This window comes from Streptomyces sp. NPDC003635 (genome assembly GCF_053587635.1).
In genome coordinates, this window is record NZ_JBSFOK010000021.1 from 12,404 (window position 1) to 32,703 (window position 20,300).

Below are 20,300 nucleotides of genomic sequence, written 5' to 3' on the forward strand. Positions count from 1 at the left end.
AAAGCCGCCCTACTGTCCAGGGAATGCATTCCGAGCCTGCCACCGAAAGCCGCGCCGCGACACGCGGTCGCCGCCGCAAACGCGGCAACGGGTCCACCGAAGGGCCCGTGTTCGTTGACAACTCCGGACGCCGTTCGAAGGTGCTGCGCCGTATCGGCATCGTCGTCGGTGTCGGCTGCCTGGGGTACGCGACCGTGCTGGGGATGGCCTTCATGGGCCTCGGCACCTCGCTGGACCCGAACCAGCTGCTGCCCTTCGGCAACAGCGCCCAGGGGGGCGCGCCGGGCGGTGCCCCCGGCGAGCAGCCGCAGGGCGGCGTGGGCGGCCAGGTCCGGCCCAGTGGCGCCCCGTCGGCCCCGCCCTCCGGCACGCCCGCGCCCACCGTCTCGGCGCCCACCGCCTCCGTGTCCGCCGTCGCGGACACCACCGACTGACCCGGGACCGCAGCGACTTCCATGACTACGACGACTCCCTCACGCGGCCGTCGGCGCGCCCCCACCCGCATGGAACGGATGGCGGGCAGGGCCTCGGCGCTGCAGAAGCCCCGGGTCATCCTCGCCCTGCTGCTTCTGCTCGCGCTGACCAGCATCATGCTGCTCGACGGCTATTTGCGCGCCGAGGTCGGCGGCGACCAGCGGGTCCGCTCCGGTGCCAGCGCCAGTGACGTACCGGACGACGTCCTCGACGGCGGCCCGATCCTCACCTTCCGGGGCGGCCGGGCCACCACGCTCTCGGTGCCGGACAAGACCATCGCCCTCACCTTCGACGACGGCCCGAACCCCACGTGGACGCCCCAAGTCCTGGAGATCCTGCAGAAGTACGACGTCCCGGGCACCTTCTTCGTGGTCGGCTCGATGGTCTCCCGCTACCCCTCGATCGTGGAGGACCTGGTCGAACAGGGCAACGAGGTGGGCATCCACACCTTCACGCACGTCGATCTGTCGTACCAGAGCGACGCCCGTGTCACGCGCGAGATCACCCAGACCCAGCTCGCCCTCGCGGGCGCGGCGGGCATCACGACGACCCTGTTCCGGGCCCCGTACTCCTCGGAGACGGACGCCATCGACAACTACAGCTGGCCCGTCTACCAGAAGCTCGGCGAGGACGGCTACACCAGCGTCTTCATCGACACCGACAGCGACGACTGGAAGCGGCCGGGCGTTTCGAAGATCGTCAAGTGGGCGACACCGAGCGACGGCGAGGGCGCGTCGGTGCTCTTCCACGACGCCGGTGGCGAGCGGTCGCAGACGATCGAGGCACTGCCGAAGTACATCGAGAAGATGCGGGCGAAGGGCTACACCTTCACGACGATCAGCGGGGTGATGCGGGAGCAGGGGCCGGCTGCCGGGGCCCCCGGCGGGACCCGGTCCCTTCAGCCCGCCCACCGCGAGGCCACCGGCGCGACCCTCTACGAGGGCAAGGCCCTCATCGCCGCCGTCGCCGTCGCCGAGTGGACCGTGCCGGCGCTGTCGGTCGGCCTGATGGTGGTGGGCGTGGCCGTGCTGGGCCGGTTCGGGATGATGCTGGTCCTCGCCCGCCGGCACCACCGGCAGCGCAACAGACGCCGGTTCAGCTGGGGCCCGACGGTCACCGCGCCGGTGAGCGTGATCGTCCCGGCGTACAACGAGAAGGAGTGCATCGCCAACACCCTGGAGTCCCTGGCGAAGAGCACCCACCCGATCGAGATCATCGTGGTCGACGACGGCTCGACCGACGGCACCTCGGAGATCGCCCGCGGCGCCGCCCACGAACTGGGCATGACCAACGTCCGCGTCATCCGGCAGGAGAACGCCGGCAAACCGGCCGCCCTGAACAACGGTGTGCGCAGCGCCAGTCACGACATCGTCGTGATGATGGACGGCGACACGGTCTTCGAGCCGGACACCGTACGGCAGCTAGTACAGCCCTTCGCCGACCCCCAGGTGGGTGCGGTCGCGGGCAACGCCAAGGTCGGCAACCGCGACACGATCATCGGCGCCTGGCAGCACATCGAGTACGTGATGGGCTTCAACCTCGACCGGCGCATGTACGACCTGCTGCGCTGCATGCCCACCATCCCGGGTGCGATCGGCGCGTTCCGCCGGGAGGCGGTGCTGGAGGTCGGCGGGATGAGCGAGGACACCCTCGCCGAGGACACCGACATCACCATCGCCATGCACCGCGCGGGTTGGCGGGTCGTGTACCAGGAGCACGCGCGCGCCTGGACCGAGGCGCCGGGCTCGCTCAAGCAGCTGTGGTCGCAGCGCTACCGGTGGTCGTACGGCACCATGCAGGCGCTGTGGAAGCACCGCAAGTCCCTGACCGACAAGGGTCCTTCGGGCCGCTTCGGGCGGGTCGGCATGCCGCTCGTGGTCGTCTTCCAGATCGTCACGCCGGTCTTCGCTCCGCTGATCGACGTCTTCACCGTCTACTCGATGATCTTCGTCGACTTCCGGGCGGCCCTGCTGGCCTGGCTCGCGGTGCTGGCGGTCCAACTCGTCTGCGCGGCCTACGCCTTCCGCCTCGACCGGGAGCGGTACCGCTACCTGCTGATGATGCCGCTCCAGCAGCTGGCGTACCGGCAGATGATGTACCTCGTCCTCATCCACTCCTGCGTCACGGCCCTGACCGGCGGCCGGCTGCGCTGGCAGAAGCTGAAGCGCACGGGCGAGGTCGGGACGCCGGCGGGGGTGGGCTGAGTGGGCTCGCACCGGCGGGGCGGAGCCGCCGTCCTGGCGGCCCGTCCGGCCGCCGCCGCGCCCGACCGTGACCGCTACTTCGACACCCTGCGCGCGGTCGCCCTGGTCAGGGTGGTGACGTACCACACCTTCGGCTGGGCCTGGGCCGGCCTGGTCTTCCCCTCCATGGGCATCATGTTCGGCCTGGCCGGCACCCTGATGGCCAAGTCCCTGGAACGGCCGGCACTGAAGGTGGTCCGGAGCCGGTTCCGGCGCCTTCTGCCGCCCTTCTGGTTCTGGGGCTTCTTCGTGGTCGTCGCGATGCTGATCCACGGCTGGATGCCGGGCCGGCAGATCGTCTACTGGGTCGTCCCGCTCGGCGACCCGCCGGGCAACGCGTGGGGCGTACAGGCGTACGAGATCCTCTGGTACCTGCGGGCGTACCTCTGGTTCGTGCTCCTGTCCCCCCTCCTGCTGAAGCTGTTCCGCCTGGCCCCGGTCCCCGTCCTGCTCGCCTCCCTCGCACCGATCCTGGGGCTTCAGTTCGTCTGGGCGGGGCCGGACAGCCGCCTCGGCAGCGCCCTGTGGGACCTGGCGACGTACCTCTTCTGCTGGATCCTCGGCTTCGCCCACCGCGACGGGGTGCTCCAGCGGATGCGTCCGGTGGCCGTGGTCCTGCTCTCGCTCGCCGCGCTCGGCTACGGCGGCTGGTACGCCCTCACGCACCAGGGGGAGTACGGCACCTACGACCTGGACGAGATCCCGCTCGCGCAGGCCTTCTGGTCCGCCGGGTTCGTGATGCTGCTGATGTGGGCCAAGGCGCGCTTCCGGATCGACTTCGCGGGGCTGACGCGGATGCGCCGCCTGGACCGGCTGGTGACGGTCTTCAACGCGCGTGCCGTCACGATCTACCTCTGGCACGAGATCGCGCTGATCCTCGCCGTCCCGCTGATCGACCGGTTCTGGAACGTGCCCGCCTTCGAGGCGTACCTGCCGCTGGAGAGCCAGTGGTTCATGTTCGGCGTCGGCTGGGTGCTGATCGCCGGGTTCGTCCTGGCGTGCGGATGGGTGGAGGACGTGGCGGCGAGGAAGAAGCCGAGGCTTCTTCCGTGAAGGGGTGCTGCAAGAATGGGCGCGTGACCCGCGCTTCCCTGAACAAGCAGCCGCACGAAGTCGCCTCGATGTTCGACGACGTCGCGGAACGGTACGACCTGACGAACGACGTGCTGTCGCTCGGCCAGGACCGGGTGTGGCGCAAGGAGGTCGCCAAGGCGGTCGACGCCCGTCCCGCACAGAAGGTCCTGGACCTGGCCGCCGGTACGGCGACCTCCTCCCTCCCCTTCGCCCGCACCGGCGCCTACGTCGTCCCCTGCGACTTCTCCCTCGGCATGCTCCAGGTCGGCAAGAAGAAGCACCCCTGGCTGCCGCTGACGGCGGGCGACGCGACGAGGCTGCCGTTCAAGGACGACACCTTCGACGCCGTCACCATCTCCTTCGGCCTGCGCAACGTCCAGGACTTCGACGCCGCCCTGCGCGAGATGCACCGGGTGACCAAGCCCGGCGGCCGGGTGGTGATCTGCGAGTTCTCGCAACCGACGTGGGCGCCCTTCCGGACCGTCTACACCGAGTACCTGATGCGCGCCCTGCCGCCGGTCGCCCGCGCGGTCTCCTCCAACCCCGACGCCTACGTCTACCTCGCCGAGTCCATCCGCGCCTGGCCCGACCAGCCCGCGCTGGCCGAGCGGCTGCAGAAGGCCGGCTGGTCGAAGGTGGCCTGGCGGAACCTGACGGGCGGGGTCGTCGCGCTGCACCGGGGCTTCAAGGAGAGCTGAGGCCCGCGCGAGGGCCTGTGCGAACCCGCTCATGCGAACCCCGCCGCCGGGGCGTAGGAGTGCCCCATCGGCTCGTCCAGTTCCCGTCGCATCCCGCCGCCCGGCGGCTGCGGCGGGCGTGGCTCGCGGACCCCGGAGCCTCCGCCGCCCTCGCCCTCGCCGAAGTCGAACCACACGGTGACCACGGCCCCGCGCGGGATCTCGACGCCGGGCGCCGGGTACTGCCGTACGACGTAGTCCACGACGGTGAGTCGAAGGTCGGGCTGGTCGGGGCAGGCGAGCAGGACCCCGCGCGCCTCGGCCGATCTGCGCGCGTCCACGGCCATCAGGCCGACGAGGCGGGGTACGCGCACTTCAGGTGTCTTGGGCGGTTTGTACACAGACGTCACCCCCAGCGGTACCGGCAGAGTAACCCCCACCCGGTACCGCCCGGAAGCGTTAAGTGGCTTTCTGTGACAGTCGGTTACTCAGGGTGTTTGAAATGGTTCATGCCGCTCCGCTTGTCAGGTCCAGTCGGTAGCAGTGCCCCTGACGGCCGCTCGTCGGCGTCGTGAACACCTCGGCCAGCCGCATGCCCAGCCGCCGGGTCACCGCGATGGAGCGCGTGTTGCGGGCGTCGACCATGGCCACCACGCCCGGCACACCCGCGGTCCGCACCCGCTCCAGCGTCAACCGCGCGGCCGCGGTGACGTAACCCCGGCCCCAGTGCGCCCGCGCGAGCCGCCACCCGATCTCGATCTCGCCCGTGGGACCCCACTCCCGCTCCCACGGCTGGGCGCCGGTGAACCCGATGACCTGTCCGGACTCGTCCAGCACGGTCCACAGGCAGAACCCGCGCTCGGCGTCGTGCCGCCGCTGCCGGGCCGTGAGCTCCTCGTAGACGGACAGGCCCGCGGACTTGCCGCCGTGGAACTCCATGACGTCCGGGTCGTCGAAGAGCCGGTGCCAGGCGACGGCGTCCTCGTCGGTGGGGACGCGCAGCCGTACTTCGGGGAGAGCTCGGTTCACGGGGCAGCCCTTCAGCCGGGTGATCACTGGTGCTGAATAGACTGCCCATGTCCTGTGCCGGTCGGCACGCAGATTTCGAACTTGGGGAGATCCCGCCGTGACCGAGCCCCTCCTCTCCGACAACACCGCCGATGTGATCGTCGTGGGCGCGGGTCCAGCCGGCTCCACGACCGCGTACCACCTGGCCAAGGCCGGGCTCGACGTGCTCCTGCTGGAGAAGACCGAGTTCCCGCGGGAGAAGGTCTGCGGTGACGGCCTCACACCGCGCGCGGTCAAGCAGCTCGTGGCGATGGGCATCGACATCTCCGAGGAGGCCGGCTGGCTGCGCAACAAGGGCCTGCGGATCATCGGCGGCGGCGTCCGGCTCCAGCTCGACTGGCCCGACCTCGCCTCCTTCCCCGACTACGGCCTGGTCCGCAAGCGCGACGACTTCGACGAGCAGCTCGCCCGGCAGGCCCAGAAGGCGGGGGCGCGCCTGTACGAGCGCTGCAACGTGGGCGCCCCGGTCGTCGACGACCGCACCGGACGCATCACCGGCGTGCACGCCAAGCTCGGTGACGAGAAGCGTGAAGTGACCTTCCACGCCCCGCTGGTGGTGGCCGCCGACGGCAACTCGACCAGGCTGTCGCTGGCGATGGGCCTGCACCGCCGCGAGGACCGCCCGATGGGCGTGGCCGTCCGCACGTACTTCGAGTCCCCGCGCCACGATGACGACTACCTGGAGTCCTGGCTGGAGCTGTGGGACCGCCGGGGCCCCGAGGACCGCCTGCTGCCCGGCTACGGCTGGGTCTTCGGCATGGGCGACGGCACCTCGAACGTCGGTCTCGGCGTGCTCAACACCTCCGACTCCTTCAAGGAGCTGGACTGGCGTGAGGTGCTGAAGGCCTGGTGCGCCTCGATGCCGGAGGAGTGGGGCTACACGCCGGACAACATGACCGGCCCGATCCGCGGCGCCGCCCTCCCGATGGCCTTCAACCGCCAGCCCCACTACACCAAGGGCCTGCTGCTGGTCGGCGACGCCGGCGGCCTGGTGAACCCCTTCAACGGCGAGGGCATCGCCTACGCCATGGAGTCCGGCCAGATCGCCGCCGACATCATCGTCCAGGCGCACGCGCGGTCTACTCCCGCCGGGCGTGAGATGGCCCTGCAGCGCTACCCGCGCGTGCTCAAGGACACCTACGGCGGCTACTACACGATGGGCCGCGCCTTCGTGAAGCTCATCGGCAACCCGAAGGTGATGAAGATCGCGACCCAGCGCGGCCTGACCCACCCCTTGCTGATGAAGTTCACGCTGAAGCTGCTCGCGAACCTCACGGACCCGACCGGCGGCGACGCGATGGACCGCATCATCAACGGTCTGAGCAAGGTGGCCCCGAAGGCGTGACCTGGCTGTTCAGCGCCTCCACATTGGCGGCCCGGCGGGCGAGGACCTCCTCCCGCCGGTCCGCCACCTGCCGCAGCGCGTCCTTGCGCTCCCGCTGGGTGAGCCGGTCCAGGTAGACCCGCCCGTCGCAGTGGTCGGTCTCGTGCGCGAGGCAGCGGGCGAAGTACCCGTTGCCCTCGATCACGACCGGCTCGCCGTCCTTGTCCAGCCCTCGCACCACGGCCCGGTCGGGCCTCGGTACGTCCATGACGGCGCCGGGTACCGACAGGCACCCCTCGCCCTCGTCCAGCAGCCTGCGCCCGGCGGGGCCGGTCTGTTCCAGCACCGGGTTGACGATGTGCCCGACGTGCCGGTTCCCGTCGTCGTCCGGGCAGTCGTAGACGAAGAGCCGCAGATCGACGCCGACCTGATTCGCCGCGAGCCCGCAGCCGTCGGCGATGTACATCGTCAGGAACATGTCGTCGATGAGCGCCGCGAGGTCCGGCCCGAACTCGGTCACGTCCCGGCACGGCTTGTGCAGCACCTGCTCGCCGACCTCGGTGACGCGCCGCACGGCACCGCGCCGGGCCTCGGGCGCGAGCGGCGGATACGAGTCGACGGGCCTGCCTTGCAGGAAGACGCTGGGCATCGTGAACGCCCCTTCTGTTGTCGTGTCTTGTGAGGATGCCGTGGTCGGCCGGGAATCGGGCCGCCGGCCTGCGGCGCCCCTCCCTTTCCTCCGGTACTCATGACAACAGAACACACCCAGGTCTCGCGGGAGCGTCGCGACGCTGCCGCACCCGGCACCGGCGCCTCTAGGGGCCTTCAGCCCCGCCTCCGCCGCCGGACCCAGCCCGCGCCGCCGTGAACGCCCTGCCGGATGCGGACGATTCGGACGCCGAGCCCTGGCGATCGTCGGGCTGTACCGTCCGCCCGAGCTGGAGCCGCTGTAGCGGGTCGACGAACTCCGCTACCGGCCTCGCGGATACGCCGGATGGGGCCGCTGCCCCCGAGCGGCTGCGGCCCCATCCGTACTGCTGTGCCCCTTTCGGGGCGGTATGCCTCGCGGGCTGTGCGTCAGAGTACGCGCACCGCGCCCGACGCGGGGTAGCCCGAAAGGTCCTGAATGACCACGCCCTTGGACGGGTTGGCGGCGTCCAGGTACTGACCGTCCCCGATGTACACGCCCACGTGGTACGCCGAGCCCTTGCCGCCCCAGTACAGGATGTCGCCGACCTGGAGGTTGGACAGGGAGACGTCCGTGCCCGCCATCGACTGGTCCTGCGAGACCCGCGGGAGGTCCACGCCGACCTGCTTGAAGGCGGCCTGCACCAGCGAGGAGCAGTCCCACGCGTTGGGGCCGGTGGCGCCCATGACGTAGGCGTCGCCGAGCTGGGCCTTGAGGAAGGAGATGACCGTCGCGACGCTGCCGCTCGCCGGAGCGGAGGCGGTGGCGGTCGTGGCGGTGGAGGTGGCGGCGAGCGTGGTGCGCTCCGCGTCGCGGGCGGCGCGCTCGGCGGCGGCCTTGCGAGCGGCTTCGGCGGCCTTCTTCTTGGCCTCCGCCTTCTTCTTGGCCACGGCGAGGTCCGCCTTGGCCTCCTTGGCGGCCGCGGCGGCGGCCGCGTCCCGCTCCGCCTGGAGCTCGTAGCTGGCCGCGGCCAGCTGCGTGGCGTCCGCGGACTCGGCTACCTGGGCGGCCAGGTCGGCCGTCAGGGTGGGCAGTTCGAGGGTCTGCGTGACCGGCTCGGCGGCGCTCGCCGAGGCCGACGCACCCGCCGCTGCCATGCTGAGGACGCCACCGGCAACTCCGGCGCGCATCGCGAGGGTCGTCGACCCGGTGCGGCGGGGTTTCCGGTGGCTGCGTATGTGAGCGGTGTGGGACATGAGGACAACGGGTATCAGGGGCTCCTCCATACCTTCAAGAAACGTGTGCTGCGCCACAGTTGTTCAATCGGCATCGTGAATCCCGGGCGTGTCGCTCTTTATTGACGCCGTAACGGACATTGCGGACGGGCCGTAACCCACCCGTGATCACGGCCTTTCGTCGGTTCGCCCGAATTGCCCCTCGCCTACCACTTGTTGAGGCAGGTGGCCAAGCCCGGTTCTCATGGCGCTCTCATGGATGTGGTGGAGGTCACGCAACGATTACGGCGACGGCCGCGTCCCGCGCGCATGCCCCACCCCCTGTCGCTCGTGAACGCGCGCACGCGTCCACACCCCACCCCGCGCCTCCCTCTGATGTGTGAACGCGGTCCTCTACCAAGGCGCCGCGTCCATCGCCAATTTGCATGCAGAGGAAGTCTCTTGATATTGAGACGACCCTTCCGAGCTGCGCCGACGAGCGGAAATGTCACCTCAGGTGATCACTTGGATGCCTCGCGTACGAAGATCACCACTCATCCGACTTCATGATCCTTCGTCAGGTGGTGGAGATCACAAAGCTTGTGTAATACCCCGTGTCGCAGATCACAGAGCGGCAGGCATAAGATGCGAGGCAGTTGGGCTTGTGACCTGCTTCACATGTTCTCGATCTTCGCCGGGACGAGCGGGATTCGAGGGACGCATGAGGCGCACGTGGTGAGCCTGACGCAACCGCCAGCAGTCAGTGCCGACTGAGAGGAGCGAGGAGCGGTGAACGCGTATGCGCCCATCCTCGTACTGGGAGCCCTCGGGGCAGGCTTTGCGATCTTCTCCGTGGTCATGGCCACGCTGATCGGTCCGAAGCGGTACAACCGGGCCAAGCTCGAGGCCTACGAGTGCGGTATCGAACCGACCCCCACGCCGGCCGGCGGCGGGCGCTTCCCGATCAAGTACTACCTGACGGCGATGCTCTTCATCATCTTCGATATCGAGATCGTCTTCCTCTACCCCTGGGCCGTCACCTTCGACGCCCTGGGGATCTTCGGGCTCGTGGAGATGCTGCTCTTCGTGCTCACCGTCTTCGTCGCGTACGCGTACGTATGGCGGCGCGGCGGCCTGGAATGGGACTGAGGGGCTCTTAACTCATGGGACTCGAAGAAAAGCTGCCGAGCGGCTTCCTGCTGACCACCGTCGAGCAGGCCGCGGGCTGGGTGCGCAAGGCGTCCGTCTTCCCCGCCACCTTCGGCCTCGCCTGCTGTGCCATCGAGATGATGACCACCGGCGCCGGCCGTTACGACCTGGCGCGCTTCGGCATGGAGGTCTTCCGCGGCTCACCGCGGCAGGCGGACCTCATGATCGTCGCCGGGCGGGTCAGCCAGAAGATGGCGCCGGTGCTGAGGCAGGTCTACGACCAGATGCCGAACCCCAAGTGGGTGATCTCCATGGGGGTCTGCGCCTCCTCCGGCGGCATGTTCAACAACTACGCCATCGTCCAGGGCGTCGACCACATCGTCCCGGTCGACATCTACCTCCCGGGCTGCCCGCCCCGCCCCGAGATGCTGATGGACGCGATCCTCAAGCTCCACCAGAAGATCCAGAGCTCCAAGCTCGGCGTGAACGCCGAGGAGGCGGCCCGCGAGGCCGAGGAAGCCGCGCTCAAGGCGCTCCCCACGATCGAGATGAAGGGGCTGCTGCGATGAGCGACACCGGTAACGGCGTCAACCCCGAGAAGGACCTCGGCGCCTCCAACCTCCCCGGCCAGCGGGGCGAGGGCGGCGAGGAGATCCGCGTCCAGCGCGGCATGTTCGGCGCCAACAACGGCGGCGACACCTCCGGCTACGGCGGCCTCGTCCGCTCGGTCCGCCTCCCGGGACCGGCCACCCGCCCCTACGGCGGCTGGTTCGACGAGGTCGCCGACGAACTGGAAGGCGCGCTCGAGGAACAGGGCCTCCTGCCCGAGAACGCCATCGAGAAGACGGTCGTCGACCGCGACGAGCTCACCTTCCACATCGAACGCGAGCACCTGCTCCGCGTCGCCCGCACCCTGCGCGACGACCCGGCCCTGCGCTTCGAGCTGTGCACCGGCGTGAGCGGGGTGCACTACCCGAACGACAAGGGCCGCGAGCTGCACGCCGTCTACCACCTGCGCTCGATCACCCACAACCGGCTGATCCGGCTGGAGGTCAGCGCCCCCGACAGCGACCGCCGGGTCCCGTCGCTGGTCTCGGTCTATCCGACCAACGACTGGCACGAGCGCGAGACCTACGACTTCTTCGGGATCGTCTTCGAAGGCCACCCGGCCCTGACGCGGATCATGATGCCGGACGACTGGCAGGGCCATCCGCAGCGCAAGGACTACCCCCTCGGCGGCATCCCCGTCGAGTACAAGGGCGCCCAGATCCCGGCTCCGGACCAGCGGAGGTCGTACTCGTGAGCACGCAGTCAGCATCCGCCCGCGAAACCACCGAGGGCACCGTGTACACGGTCACCGGTGGCGACTGGGACGAGGTCGTCCAGTCCGCGGCCCGCGCCGACGACGAGCGCATCGTCGTCAACATGGGTCCGCAGCACCCCTCCACCCACGGGGTGCTGCGCCTGATCCTGGAGATCGAGGGCGAGACGGTGACCGAGGCCCGCTGCGGCATCGGCTATCTGCACACCGGCATCGAGAAGAACCTCGAGTTCCGCACGTGGACGCAGGGCACCACGTTCGTGACGCGCATGGACTACCTGACGTCCTTTTTCAACGAGACCGGCTACTGCCTCGCCGTCGAGAAGCTGCTCGGCGTCGAGGACCAGATCCCCGACCGCGCCACCCTCATCCGGGTGCTCCTGATGGAGCTCAACCGCCTCTCCTCGCACCTGGTGTGCATCGCCACCGGCGGCATGGAGCTCGGCGCCACCACGATCATGATCTACGGATTCCGTGATCGTGAAATGATTCTCGACATCTACGAGCTCATCACGGGCCTGCGGATGAACCACGCGTACATCCGCCCCGGCGGACTCGCCCAGGACCTGCCGCCCGGCGCGGTGGACCAGATCCGCGAGTTCGTGAAGAAGATGAAGAAGAACCTCCCGGAGTACGACAAGCTCGCCACCGGGAACCCCATCTTCAAGGCCCGTATGCAGGACGTCGGCTACCTCGACCTGGCCGGCTGCATGGCCCTCGGCGCCACCGGCCCGATCCTGCGCTCCACCGGCCTCCCGCACGACCTGCGCAAGGCCCAGCCCTACTGCGGCTACGAGACCTTCGACTTCGACGTCCCGACCGCCGACACCTGCGACTCCTACGGCCGCTTCCTGATCCGGCTGGAGGAGATGCGCCAGTCCCTCAGGATCGTCGAGCAGTGCCTGGACCGGCTCCAGCCCGGACCGGTCATGGTCGCCGACAAGAAGATCGCCTGGCCCGCCCAGCTCGCGCTCGGCCCCGACGGCCTCGGCAACTCCCTCGACCACATCAAGAAGATCATGGGCACCTCCATGGAGGCCCTGATCCACCACTTCAAGCTGGTCACCGAGGGTTTCCGCGTCCCGCCGGGACAGGCGTACGCGGCCGTCGAGTCGCCCAAGGGCGAACTTGGAGTGCACGCCGTCTCCGACGGCGGCACCCGCCCCTACCGGGTCCACTTCCGCGACCCGTCCTTCACCAACCTTCAGGCCATGGCGGCGATGTGCGAGGGCGGCCAGGTCGCCGACGTCATCGTCGCCGTCGCATCCATCGACCCCGTGATGGGAGGCGTCGACCGGTGACCACCAGTTCTTCGGAGCAGGGCGTCAGCCTGGGCATGCCCGAACTGCCCGCGCCCGGCTACCCGGACGACGTTCGAGCCCGGCTCGAGCGGGACGCGCGCGAGGTCATCGCCCGCTACCCCGACTCCCGGTCCGCGCTCCTGCCGCTGCTGCACCTCGTGCAGTCGGAGGAGGGCCATGTCACCCGCACCGGGATGCGGTTCTGCGCGGACATGCTCGACCTGACCACCGCCGAGGTCACCGCCGTCGCCACCTTCTACACCATGTACCGGCGCCGCCCGAGCGGCGACTACCAGGTCGGGGTGTGCACCAACACGCTGTGCGCGGTGATGGGCGGCGACGCGATCTTCGAGGCGCTCCAGGAGCACCTGGCCGTCGGCAACGGCGAGACCACCGACGACGGCAAGGTCACCCTGGAGCACATCGAGTGCAACGCGGCCTGCGACTTCGCGCCGGTCGTGATGGTCAACTGGGAGTTCTTCGACAACCAGACCGTGCAGAGCGCCAAGCGCCTGGTGGACGACCTGCGCGCGGGAGCACCGGTTTCCCCCACGCGCGGGGCGCCGCTGTGCACCTTCAAGGAGACCGCCCGGATCCTGGCGGGCTTCCCCGACGAGCGGGACGGGGCGGTCGAGGCCGGCGGAAGCGCGGGCCCCGCTTCACTGGTCGGCCTCAAGCTGGCCAAGGGGGAGGCCGCTCCCGCGCGGGTGGTTCACCCACGCGACGGCGGACCTCATGAGGAGCCGCAGGACAGGGCAGTGCACGAGCCGTCACCGACGGAGCACCTGAGCTCACACGACGCGCCGCAGGACACATCGGCCTCCGACCCGACCCACCCGGCCGGGCCCACCGCCGAGGAGGGGGAGTGATGACCTTGGCACCCGAGCTGAAAGACACCAGCCCCGAGAAGCTGCTCGCACCCGTGCTGTCGGCCTTCTGGGACGAGGACAGGTCCTGGACGCTCGACGTCTACAAGAGGCACGAGGGATACGAGGGCCTGCGCAAGGCGCTCGCGATGTCACCGGACGACCTGATCGCGTACGTCAAGGACTCCGGTCTGCGCGGCCGCGGCGGCGCGGGATTCCCCACCGGAATGAAATGGCAGTTCATTCCCCAGGGAGACGGAAAGCCGCACTATCTGGTTGTCAACGCCGACGAGTCGGAGCCCGGGACGTGCAAGGACATCCCGCTCCTCTTCGCGAACCCGCACAGCCTCATCGAGGGCATGATCATCGCGTGTTACGCCATCAGGTCGTCGCATGCCTTCATCTATCTGCGGGGTGAAGTCGTCCCCGTGCTGCGGCGGTTGCACTCGGCCGTGAGCGAGGCCTACGCGGCCGGCTACCTCGGACAGAACATCCTGGGCAGCGGCCTCGATCTCGACATCACCGTGCACGCCGGCGCCGGGGCGTACATCTGCGGTGAGGAGACCGCACTGCTCGACTCGCTCGAAGGCCGCCGTGGTCAACCGCGGCTCCGTCCCCCTTTCCCCGCTGTCGCGGGCCTCTACGCCTGCCCGACTGTGGTGAACAACGTCGAGTCGATCGCGTCGGTTCCCGCGATCCTCCAGCGGGGCAAGGAATGGTTCCGCTCGATGGGCAGCGAGAAGTCCCCGGGCTTCACGCTCTACTCGCTCAGCGGCCATGTCGCGAGCCCCGGCCAGTACGAGGCCCCGCTCGGCATCACCCTGCGCCAGCTGCTGGAGATGAGCGGCGGGATGCGGCCGGGCCACCGGCTGAAGTTCTGGACCCCGGGCGGCTCCTCCACGCCGATGTTCACCGACGAGCACCTCGACGTCCCCCTCGACTACGAGGGAGTGGGCGCCGCCGGTTCCATGCTCGGCACCAAGGCGCTCCAGTGCTTCGACGAGACGACCTGCGTCGTGCGCGCCGTCACCCGCTGGACCGAGTTCTACGCCCACGAGTCCTGCGGCAAGTGCACGCCCTGCCGCGAAGGCACGTACTGGCTCGTGCAGTTGCTGCGCGACATCGAGGCCGGCAAGGGCGTCATGTCCGACCTCGACAAGCTGAACGACATCGCCGACAACATCAACGGCAAGTCCTTCTGCGCCCTCGGCGACGGCGCCGCCTCGCCGATCTTCTCCTCGCTGAAGTACTTCCGCGAGGAGTACGAGCAGCACATCACGGGCCGCGGCTGCCCCTTCGACCCGGCCAAGTCCACGGCCTGGGCCGACAAGCACTCGGAGGTGAACGCATGACAGTGACCACCAGCGCTCCCTCCGGAGGGGGAGAGGCGGCGGTCCCGCCGGAAGACCTCGTCTCGCTGACCGTCGACGGCGTGGAGATCAGCGTGCCCAAGGGCACCCTGGTCATCCGGGCCGCCGAACAGCTCGGCATCGAGATCCCCCGCTTCTGCGACCATCCGCTCCTCGACCCGGCCGGCGCCTGCCGGCAGTGCATCGTCGAGGTCGAGGGCCAGCGCAAGCCGATGGCGTCCTGCACCATCACCTGCACCGACGGCATGGTGGTGAAGACCCACCTGACCTCGCCGGTCGCCGAGAAGGCGCAGCACGGTGTGATGGAGCTGCTGCTCATCAACCACCCGCTGGACTGCCCGGTCTGCGACAAGGGCGGCGAGTGCCCGCTGCAGAACCAGGCCATGTCGCACGGCCAGGCCGAGTCCCGCTTCGAGGGCCGCAAGCGGACCTACGAGAAGCCCGTCCCGATCTCCACGCAGGTGCTGCTCGACCGCGAGCGGTGCGTGCTGTGCGCCCGCTGCACCCGCTTCTCCAACCAGATCGCCGGCGACCCGATGATCGAGCTGGTCGAGCGGGGCGCGCTCCAGCAGGTCGGCACCGGCGAGGGCGACCCCTTCGAGTCGTACTTCTCCGGCAACACCATCCAGATCTGCCCGGTCGGGGCACTCACCTCGGCGGCGTACCGCTTCCGCTCCCGCCCCTTCGACCTGGTGTCCTCCCCGACCGTCTGCGAGCACTGCTCCGGCGGCTGCGCCACGCGCACCGACCACCGGCGCGGCAAGGTCATGCGCAGGCTCGCGGCCGACGACCCCGAGGTCAACGAGGAGTGGATCTGCGACAAGGGGCGCTTCGCCTTCCGGTACGCGCAGCAGCGGGACCGGCTGCAGACGCCGCTGGTGCGCAACCCCGAGGGCGAGCTGGTCCCTGCGTCCTGGCCGGAGGCCCTGCAGATCGCGGCCCAGGGGCTGCTCGCCTCACGCGGGCGGGCCGGTGTCCTGACCGGCGGCCGGCTCACCGTCGAGGACGCCTACGCGTACAGCAAGTTCGCGCGCGTCGCGCTAGACACCAATGACATCGACTTCCGCGCGCGCGTGCACAGCGGCGAGGAGGCCGACTTCCTGGCTGCCCGGGTCGCCGGACGCGGCCGCGACCTCGACGGTACGGGCGTCACGTACACCGTCCTGGAGAAGGCGCCCGCGGTCCTGCTCGCCGGGTTCGAGGCCGAGGAGGAGGCGCCCGGCGTCTTCCTCAGGCTGCGCAAGGCCTGGCGCAAGCACGGCCAGAAGGTCTTCTCGCTCGCCACGCACGGCACCCGCGGCCTGGAGAAGGCGGGCGGCACCCTGCTGCCGGCCGCCCCCGGCACCGAGACGGAGTGGCTGGACGCGCTCGCGAGCGGGGTCGGTCTGGAGGAGGCCGGCGCGAAGGCGGCCGAGGCGCTGCGTGCCGAGGGCGCGGTCATCGTCGTCGGCGAGCGGCTGGCCGGGGTGGCGGGCGGGCTCACCGCCGCCGTACGGGCCGCGTCCGCGACCGGCGCCCACCTGGTGTGGATCCCGCGCCGGGCCGGGGAGCGGGGCGCCGTCGAGGCCGGCGCGCTGCCGTCGCTGCTGCCGGGCGGGCGTCCGGCCACCGACCCCCGCGCGCGGGAGGAGGTCGCCGCGGCCTGGGGAATGGCCGAACTCCCGCACCGCTACGGGCGGGACACCAGCCAGATCCTGGAGGCCGCCGCCACCGGCGAACTCCAGGCCCTCGTGGTCTCCGGAGTCGAGATCGCCGACCTGCCGGACCCGGCACGCGCGCGTGGGGCGCTCGCCGAGGTGGGCTTCCTGGTCTCGCTGGAGCTGCGGCCCAGTGAGGTCACCGAGCTCGCCGACGTGGTCCTGCCCGTCGCGGCCGTCGCCGAGAAGGCGGGCACCTTCCTCAACTGGGAGGGCAGGGCGCGCCTGTTCGAGGCCGCGCTCAAGCCCGACCAGATGACCCGCCCGCTTCCCCCGACCGACGCCCGCGTCCTGCAGATGCTGGCCGACGCCATGGACGTACACCTGGGTCTGCCGGATCTGCGCACCGCCCGCGCGGAGCTGGACCGGCTGGGCGCCTGGGACGGTCCCCGGGCCACCGAACCCCTGGAGTCCGCGGCCCAGTTGCCGCGCCCGGCCGCCGGAGAGGCCGTACTGGCCGGGCACCGGCTGCTGCTCGACCAGGGCAGGCTGCAGGACGGCGACGAGGCGCTCGCCGGGACGCGGCACGCCGCCCACGCGCGCGTGTCGGCCGCCACGGCCGCCGAGGCGGGCGTGAAGGACGGCGACATCCTGGCGGTGACCGGTGCCGCCGGGACGGTCGAACTCCCGCTCAGGATCACCGCGATGCCCGACCGGGTGGTCTGGCTCCCGCTGAACTCCACCGGCGGCGGCGTCGCCTCCGACGCCGGGGCGCGGCCCGGCTCCCTCGTCCGCATCGGCCCGGCGACGCTCGCCACCGAGGCCCCCAAGGAGGTGGAGGCATGAGCCCGTACCTCGCCGCTGAAGACCTCTCGATGTTCGGCCGCGACCCCTGGTGGCTCGTCGTCATCAAGGCCGTCTTCTGCTTCGCCTTCCTGATGCTGACCGTGCTGTTCTCGATCGTCTGGGAACGCAAGGTCGTCGCCTGGATGCAGCTGCGCATCGGCCCCAACCGGCACGGCCCCTGGGGCATGCTCCAGTCGCTCGCCGACGGCATCAAGCTGATGCTGAAGGAAGACGTCATCGTCAAACGCGCGGACAAGGTCGTCTACGTCCTCGCGCCGATCGTCGCGGCCATCCCGGCCTTCATGGCGATCGCGGTGATCCCCTTCGGCCCGGCCGGCAACGAGATCTCGATCTTCGGTGAGCGCACCACGATGCAGCTCACCGACCTGCCGATCGCGATGCTCTACGTCCTCGCGGTCGCCTCGGTCGGCATCTACGGCATCGTGCTCGCGGGCTGGAGCTCCGGATCCACCTATCCGCTCCTCGGCGGCCTGCGCTCCTGCGCGCAGATGATCTCCTACGAGATCGCCATGGGCGCGGCCTTCGCCTCCGTCTTCCTCTACTCGGGGTCGATGTCGACCTCGACCATCGTGGAAGCCCAGCAGGACCGCTGGTACATCGTCCTGCTGCCGGTCTCGTTCATCATCTACATCGTCACGATGGTCGGCGAGACCAACCGCGCCCCCTTCGACATGCCGGAGTCCGAGGGCGACCTGGTCGGCGGCTTCAACACCGAGTACTCCTCGATCAAGTTCGCGATGTTCATGCTCGCCGAGTACGTGAACATGGTGACGGTCTCGGCGGTCTCGGTGACGCTCTTCCTCGGCGGCTGGCGGGCCCCCTGGCCGGTCTCCACCTTCTGGGAGGGCGCGAACCACGGCTGGTGGCCGCTGCTCTGGTTCACCGTCAAGGTGCAGTTGCTGCTCTTCTTCTTCATCTGGCTGCGCGGCACGCTCCCACGGGTCCGCTACGACCAGCTGATGAAGCTCGGCTGGAAGGTCCTCATCCCGGTCTCCGTGGTCTGGCTGATGCTCGTCGCGACCGTACGGACCCTGCGCAACGAGAACTACGACTTCGCCGACATCGCCCTCTACGTCGGCGGCGGCGTCCTGGCCCTCCTGCTGCTCTCCTTCGTCGCGGACATGTTCCGCGGCAAGCCGAAGGAGGAGCAGGAGGCGGGTCCGCCCCCCGCGTTCGACGCGACGGCGGGCGGATTCCCCGTGCCGCCGCTGCCCGGACAGGAGCTGCCGCCGGTGCCGCGACGCCGCTCGCGCCGGGAGCGGGAGCTGATTGTCAGTGGCGGGATGAATACTCAGAGTGACGACGGATCTCTGGATGGAAAGGAGGCGTCCGATGGCTGAGGAGCCCAAGGAGACCAAGCCCGGTTTCCAGAACCCGGTGGCAGGCTTCGGCGTGACCTTCAAGGCCATGTTCAAGAAGCGGCTGACCGAGCAGTACCCGGAACAGCAGAAGACCACCGCTCCGCGCTTCCACGGACGGCACCAGCTCAACCGCCATCCGGACGGCCTGGAGAAGTGCGTCGGCTGCGAGCTGTGCGCCTGGGCCTGCCCCGCCGACGCGATCTACGTCGAGGGCGCGGACAACACCGAGGAGGAGCGCTACTCGCCGGGCGAGCGGTACGGCCGGGTGTACCAGATCAACTACGCCCGCTGCATCCTGTGCGGGCTGTGCATCGAGGCGTGCCCCACGCGCGCGCTGACGATGACGAACGAGTTCGAGCTGGCCGACTCCAGCCGCGCCAACCTCATCTACACCAAGGAGCAGCTGCTCGCCGGTCTCGAGGACGGCATGGTGGACACGCCCCACGCGATCTACCCCGGCACGGACGAACAGGACTACTACCGGGGCCTGGTGACGGAGGCCGCGCCCGGCACCGAGCGGCAGGTCGCGCACTCCAAGGGCGAGGTCGTGCAGGAGGCCGACTCGACCTTCGGCGGGACCGAGCCGGCGTCCGAGAAGGTGATCGGCCGATGACCGCGCAGCTCGCCGCCTACTCCACCTCCACCGGAGAGGCCTTCCAGTTCTGGGTCCTCGGCACGATCGCGGTGATCGGCGCCCTGTGCACCGTCTTCATGAAGAAGGCCGTGCACAGCGCGCTCTGCCTGGCCGGGACCATGATCATCCTGGCGGTGTTCTACCTTGCCAACGGCGCCTACTTCCTCGGCGTCGTGCAGATCGTCGTCTACACCGGCGCGATCATGATGCTGTTCCTGTTCGTGGTGATGCTGGTCGGCGTGACCGCGGCGGACTCCCTGAAGGAGACCATCAAGGGCCAGCGCTGGCTGGCCCTTCTGTGTGGCCTCGGCTTCGGCATCCTGCTCTTCGCCGGGATCGGCAACGCCTCCCTGACGGAGTTCAACGGCATCGCGCAGGCGAACGCGAACGGCAATGTGGAGGGCCTGGCCGCCCTCCTGTTCACCAAGTACGTCTTCGCCTTCGAGATCACCGGGGCCCTGCTCATCACGGCGGCCGTCGGCGCCATGGTGCTCACCCACCGGGAGCGCACCGAGCGTGCCAAGACCCAACGCGAGCTGGCCGAGGAGCGGGTGCGCGAGGGCAAGCACCTCCCGCCGCTGCCCGCACCCGGTGTGTACGCGCGGCACAACGCGGTGGACATCGCCGGCCTGCTGCCCGACGGCACCCCGTCGGAGCTCACCGTCAGCAAGACGCTGCGCGAGCGGGGCCAGATCCGGGACGTGTCCACGGAGGCCCTCAACGACCTCAAGGCGCTGGAGCAGCGTGCCGAGGAGCGCCTGGAGCGCACGAACAGTGGGGAGGCGGCCAAGTGAACCCGGTCAACTACCTCTATCTCGCGGCCCTGTTGTTCACGATCGGCGCCACCGGCGTGCTGATCCGGCGCAACGCGATCGTCGTGTTCATGTGCATCGAGCTCATGCTCAATGCCTGCAACCTCGCGCTCGTCGCCTTCTCTCGCATGCACGGCAATCTCGACGGCCAGATCATCGCCTTCTTCACGATGGTCGTCGCCGCCGCGGAGGTCGTGGTCGGGCTCGCGATCATCGTGTCGCTGTTCCGTTCCCGCCACTCGGCCTCGGTCGACGACGCCAGCCTGATGAAGCTGTAAGG

20 protein-coding genes are annotated in these 20,300 nt (G+C 69.7%); 16 read left to right on the forward strand and 4 right to left on the reverse strand.

Annotated features, from left to right (window positions below):
• The first annotated feature begins 107 nt into the window (after positions 1 to 107).
• The 4 genes from ACWDRW_RS20650 to ACWDRW_RS20665 are packed head-to-tail and all read left to right on the forward strand — an operon-like array spanning position 108 to position 4,489.
• Positions 108 to 434, forward strand: coding sequence for a hypothetical protein (locus ACWDRW_RS20650; protein ID WP_451725140.1), 327 nt, complete (start codon positions 108 to 110; stop codon positions 432 to 434).
• A gap of 21 nt (positions 435 to 455) precedes the next feature.
• A complete protein-coding gene (locus ACWDRW_RS20655; protein ID WP_451725142.1) occupies positions 456 to 2,678 on the forward strand; it encodes a bifunctional polysaccharide deacetylase/glycosyltransferase family 2 protein in 2,223 nt (740 codons plus the stop codon).
• Positions 2,679 to 3,770, forward strand: coding sequence for an acyltransferase family protein (locus ACWDRW_RS20660; protein ID WP_451725144.1), 1,092 nt, complete (start codon positions 2,679 to 2,681; stop codon positions 3,768 to 3,770). It begins immediately after the preceding gene.
• 23 nt (positions 3,771 to 3,793) lie between these two features.
• The gene (locus ACWDRW_RS20665) at positions 3,794 to 4,489 is read left to right on the forward strand and encodes a demethylmenaquinone methyltransferase (RefSeq protein ID WP_451725146.1); all 696 of its coding nucleotides are present in this window, start codon (positions 3,794 to 3,796) and stop codon (positions 4,487 to 4,489) included.
• A gap of 29 nt (positions 4,490 to 4,518) precedes the next feature.
• Here ACWDRW_RS20665 and ACWDRW_RS20670 read toward each other — a convergent pair whose 3' ends face one another.
• A complete protein-coding gene (locus ACWDRW_RS20670) occupies positions 4,519 to 4,842 on the reverse strand; it encodes a PASTA domain-containing protein (RefSeq protein ID WP_451725147.1) in 324 nt (107 codons plus the stop codon).
• 133 nt (positions 4,843 to 4,975) lie between these two features.
• Positions 4,976 to 5,497, reverse strand: coding sequence for a GNAT family N-acetyltransferase (locus ACWDRW_RS20675; RefSeq protein ID WP_451725149.1), 522 nt, complete (start codon positions 5,495 to 5,497; stop codon positions 4,976 to 4,978).
• Between the two features lie 97 nt (positions 5,498 to 5,594).
• On the opposite strand from ACWDRW_RS20675, the gene ACWDRW_RS20680 reads away from it, so the two are divergent.
• A complete protein-coding gene (locus tag ACWDRW_RS20680; protein WP_451725151.1) occupies positions 5,595 to 6,881 on the forward strand; it encodes a geranylgeranyl reductase family protein in 1,287 nt (428 codons plus the stop codon).
• Here the strand turns inward: ACWDRW_RS20680 and def are convergent.
• Together def and ACWDRW_RS20690 are read right to left on the reverse strand one after the other, a co-directional pair.
• A complete protein-coding gene (gene def, locus ACWDRW_RS20685; protein WP_451725153.1) occupies positions 6,847 to 7,509 on the reverse strand; it encodes a peptide deformylase in 663 nt (220 codons plus the stop codon). The genes ACWDRW_RS20680 and def overlap by 35 nt on opposite strands.
• Positions 7,510 to 7,937: 428 nt before the next feature.
• The gene (locus tag ACWDRW_RS20690; RefSeq protein ID WP_451725154.1) at positions 7,938 to 8,774 is read right to left on the reverse strand and encodes a C40 family peptidase; all 837 of its coding nucleotides are present in this window, start codon (positions 8,772 to 8,774) and stop codon (positions 7,938 to 7,940) included.
• Positions 8,775 to 9,491: 717 nt separating this feature from the next.
• On the opposite strand from ACWDRW_RS20690, the gene ACWDRW_RS20695 reads away from it, so the two are divergent.
• From ACWDRW_RS20695 to nuoK, 11 genes are read left to right on the forward strand one after another with little or no spacing between them, the layout of a single operon-like run.
• Positions 9,492 to 9,851 (forward strand): NADH-quinone oxidoreductase subunit A, encoded by a 360-nt coding sequence (locus tag ACWDRW_RS20695; RefSeq protein ID WP_003974383.1) that lies wholly within the window; start codon positions 9,492 to 9,494, stop codon positions 9,849 to 9,851.
• 14 nt (positions 9,852 to 9,865) lie between these two features.
• Positions 9,866 to 10,420: a NuoB/complex I 20 kDa subunit family protein gene (locus ACWDRW_RS20700; RefSeq protein ID WP_007383964.1), complete on the forward strand. Its 555-nt coding sequence runs from the start codon at positions 9,866 to 9,868 to the stop codon at positions 10,418 to 10,420.
• Positions 10,417 to 11,154 carry an NADH-quinone oxidoreductase subunit C gene (locus ACWDRW_RS20705; protein ID WP_451725155.1) on the forward strand — a complete coding sequence of 246 codons (738 nt, stop codon included), beginning with the start codon at positions 10,417 to 10,419 and terminating at the stop codon, positions 11,152 to 11,154. The genes ACWDRW_RS20700 and ACWDRW_RS20705 overlap by 4 nt, the downstream gene beginning before the upstream one ends.
• Positions 11,151 to 12,473, forward strand: a complete 1,323-nt coding sequence (locus ACWDRW_RS20710; RefSeq protein WP_451725157.1) for an NADH-quinone oxidoreductase subunit D — start codon at positions 11,151 to 11,153, stop codon at positions 12,471 to 12,473. The genes ACWDRW_RS20705 and ACWDRW_RS20710 overlap by 4 nt, the downstream gene beginning before the upstream one ends.
• Positions 12,470 to 13,342 carry an NADH-quinone oxidoreductase subunit NuoE gene (gene nuoE, locus ACWDRW_RS20715; protein WP_451725159.1) on the forward strand — a complete coding sequence of 291 codons (873 nt, stop codon included), beginning with the start codon at positions 12,470 to 12,472 and terminating at the stop codon, positions 13,340 to 13,342. The genes ACWDRW_RS20710 and nuoE overlap by 4 nt, the downstream gene beginning before the upstream one ends.
• A complete protein-coding gene (gene nuoF / locus ACWDRW_RS20720; RefSeq protein WP_451725160.1) occupies positions 13,342 to 14,691 on the forward strand; it encodes an NADH-quinone oxidoreductase subunit NuoF in 1,350 nt (449 codons plus the stop codon). The genes nuoE and nuoF overlap by 1 nt, the downstream gene beginning before the upstream one ends.
• Positions 14,688 to 17,192: an NADH-quinone oxidoreductase subunit G gene (locus ACWDRW_RS20725; RefSeq protein WP_451725161.1), complete on the forward strand. Its 2,505-nt coding sequence runs from the start codon at positions 14,688 to 14,690 to the stop codon at positions 17,190 to 17,192. Before nuoF ends, ACWDRW_RS20725 begins: the two co-directional genes overlap by 4 nt.
• A complete protein-coding gene (gene nuoH, locus ACWDRW_RS20730; RefSeq protein WP_451725162.1) occupies positions 17,189 to 18,553 on the forward strand; it encodes an NADH-quinone oxidoreductase subunit NuoH in 1,365 nt (454 codons plus the stop codon). The genes ACWDRW_RS20725 and nuoH overlap by 4 nt, the downstream gene beginning before the upstream one ends.
• Positions 18,546 to 19,187, forward strand: a complete 642-nt coding sequence (gene nuoI / locus ACWDRW_RS20735) for an NADH-quinone oxidoreductase subunit NuoI (protein ID WP_451725163.1) — start codon at positions 18,546 to 18,548, stop codon at positions 19,185 to 19,187. Before nuoH ends, nuoI begins: the two co-directional genes overlap by 8 nt.
• Complete coding sequence (locus tag ACWDRW_RS20740; RefSeq protein WP_451725164.1) at positions 19,184 to 20,002, forward strand: NADH-quinone oxidoreductase subunit J; 819 nt, start codon at positions 19,184 to 19,186, stop codon at positions 20,000 to 20,002. Before nuoI ends, ACWDRW_RS20740 begins: the two co-directional genes overlap by 4 nt.
• On the forward strand, positions 19,999 to 20,298 hold the full coding sequence (gene nuoK / locus ACWDRW_RS20745; RefSeq protein WP_019756142.1) for an NADH-quinone oxidoreductase subunit NuoK: 300 nt from the start codon (positions 19,999 to 20,001) through the stop codon (positions 20,296 to 20,298). The genes ACWDRW_RS20740 and nuoK overlap by 4 nt, the downstream gene beginning before the upstream one ends.
• The last annotated feature ends 2 nt before the right edge of the window (positions 20,299 to 20,300 follow it).

What these genes read in the sequence shown, in the direction of transcription:
- ACWDRW_RS20655 (WP_451725142.1), top strand. Translation starts at nt 456, where the DNA reads ATGACTACGACGACTCCCTCACGCGGCCGTCGGCGCGCCCCCACCCGC.
- def (WP_451725153.1), bottom strand. Translation starts at nt 7,509, where the DNA reads ATGCCCAGCGTCTTCCTGCAAGGCAGGCCCGTCGACTCGTATCCGCCG.
- ACWDRW_RS20690 (WP_451725154.1), bottom strand. Translation starts at nt 8,774, where the DNA reads ATGGAGGAGCCCCTGATACCCGTTGTCCTCATGTCCCACACCGCTCAC.
- ACWDRW_RS20700 (WP_007383964.1), top strand. Translation starts at nt 9,866, where the DNA reads ATGGGACTCGAAGAAAAGCTGCCGAGCGGCTTCCTGCTGACCACCGTC.
- ACWDRW_RS20705 (WP_451725155.1), top strand. Translation starts at nt 10,417, where the DNA reads ATGAGCGACACCGGTAACGGCGTCAACCCCGAGAAGGACCTCGGCGCC.
- nuoF (WP_451725160.1), top strand. Translation starts at nt 13,342, where the DNA reads ATGACCTTGGCACCCGAGCTGAAAGACACCAGCCCCGAGAAGCTGCTC.
- ACWDRW_RS20725 (WP_451725161.1), top strand. Translation starts at nt 14,688, where the DNA reads ATGACAGTGACCACCAGCGCTCCCTCCGGAGGGGGAGAGGCGGCGGTC.
- nuoH (WP_451725162.1), top strand. Translation starts at nt 17,189, where the DNA reads ATGAGCCCGTACCTCGCCGCTGAAGACCTCTCGATGTTCGGCCGCGAC.
- nuoI (WP_451725163.1), top strand. Translation starts at nt 18,546, where the DNA reads ATGGCTGAGGAGCCCAAGGAGACCAAGCCCGGTTTCCAGAACCCGGTG.
- ACWDRW_RS20740 (WP_451725164.1), top strand. Translation starts at nt 19,184, where the DNA reads ATGACCGCGCAGCTCGCCGCCTACTCCACCTCCACCGGAGAGGCCTTC.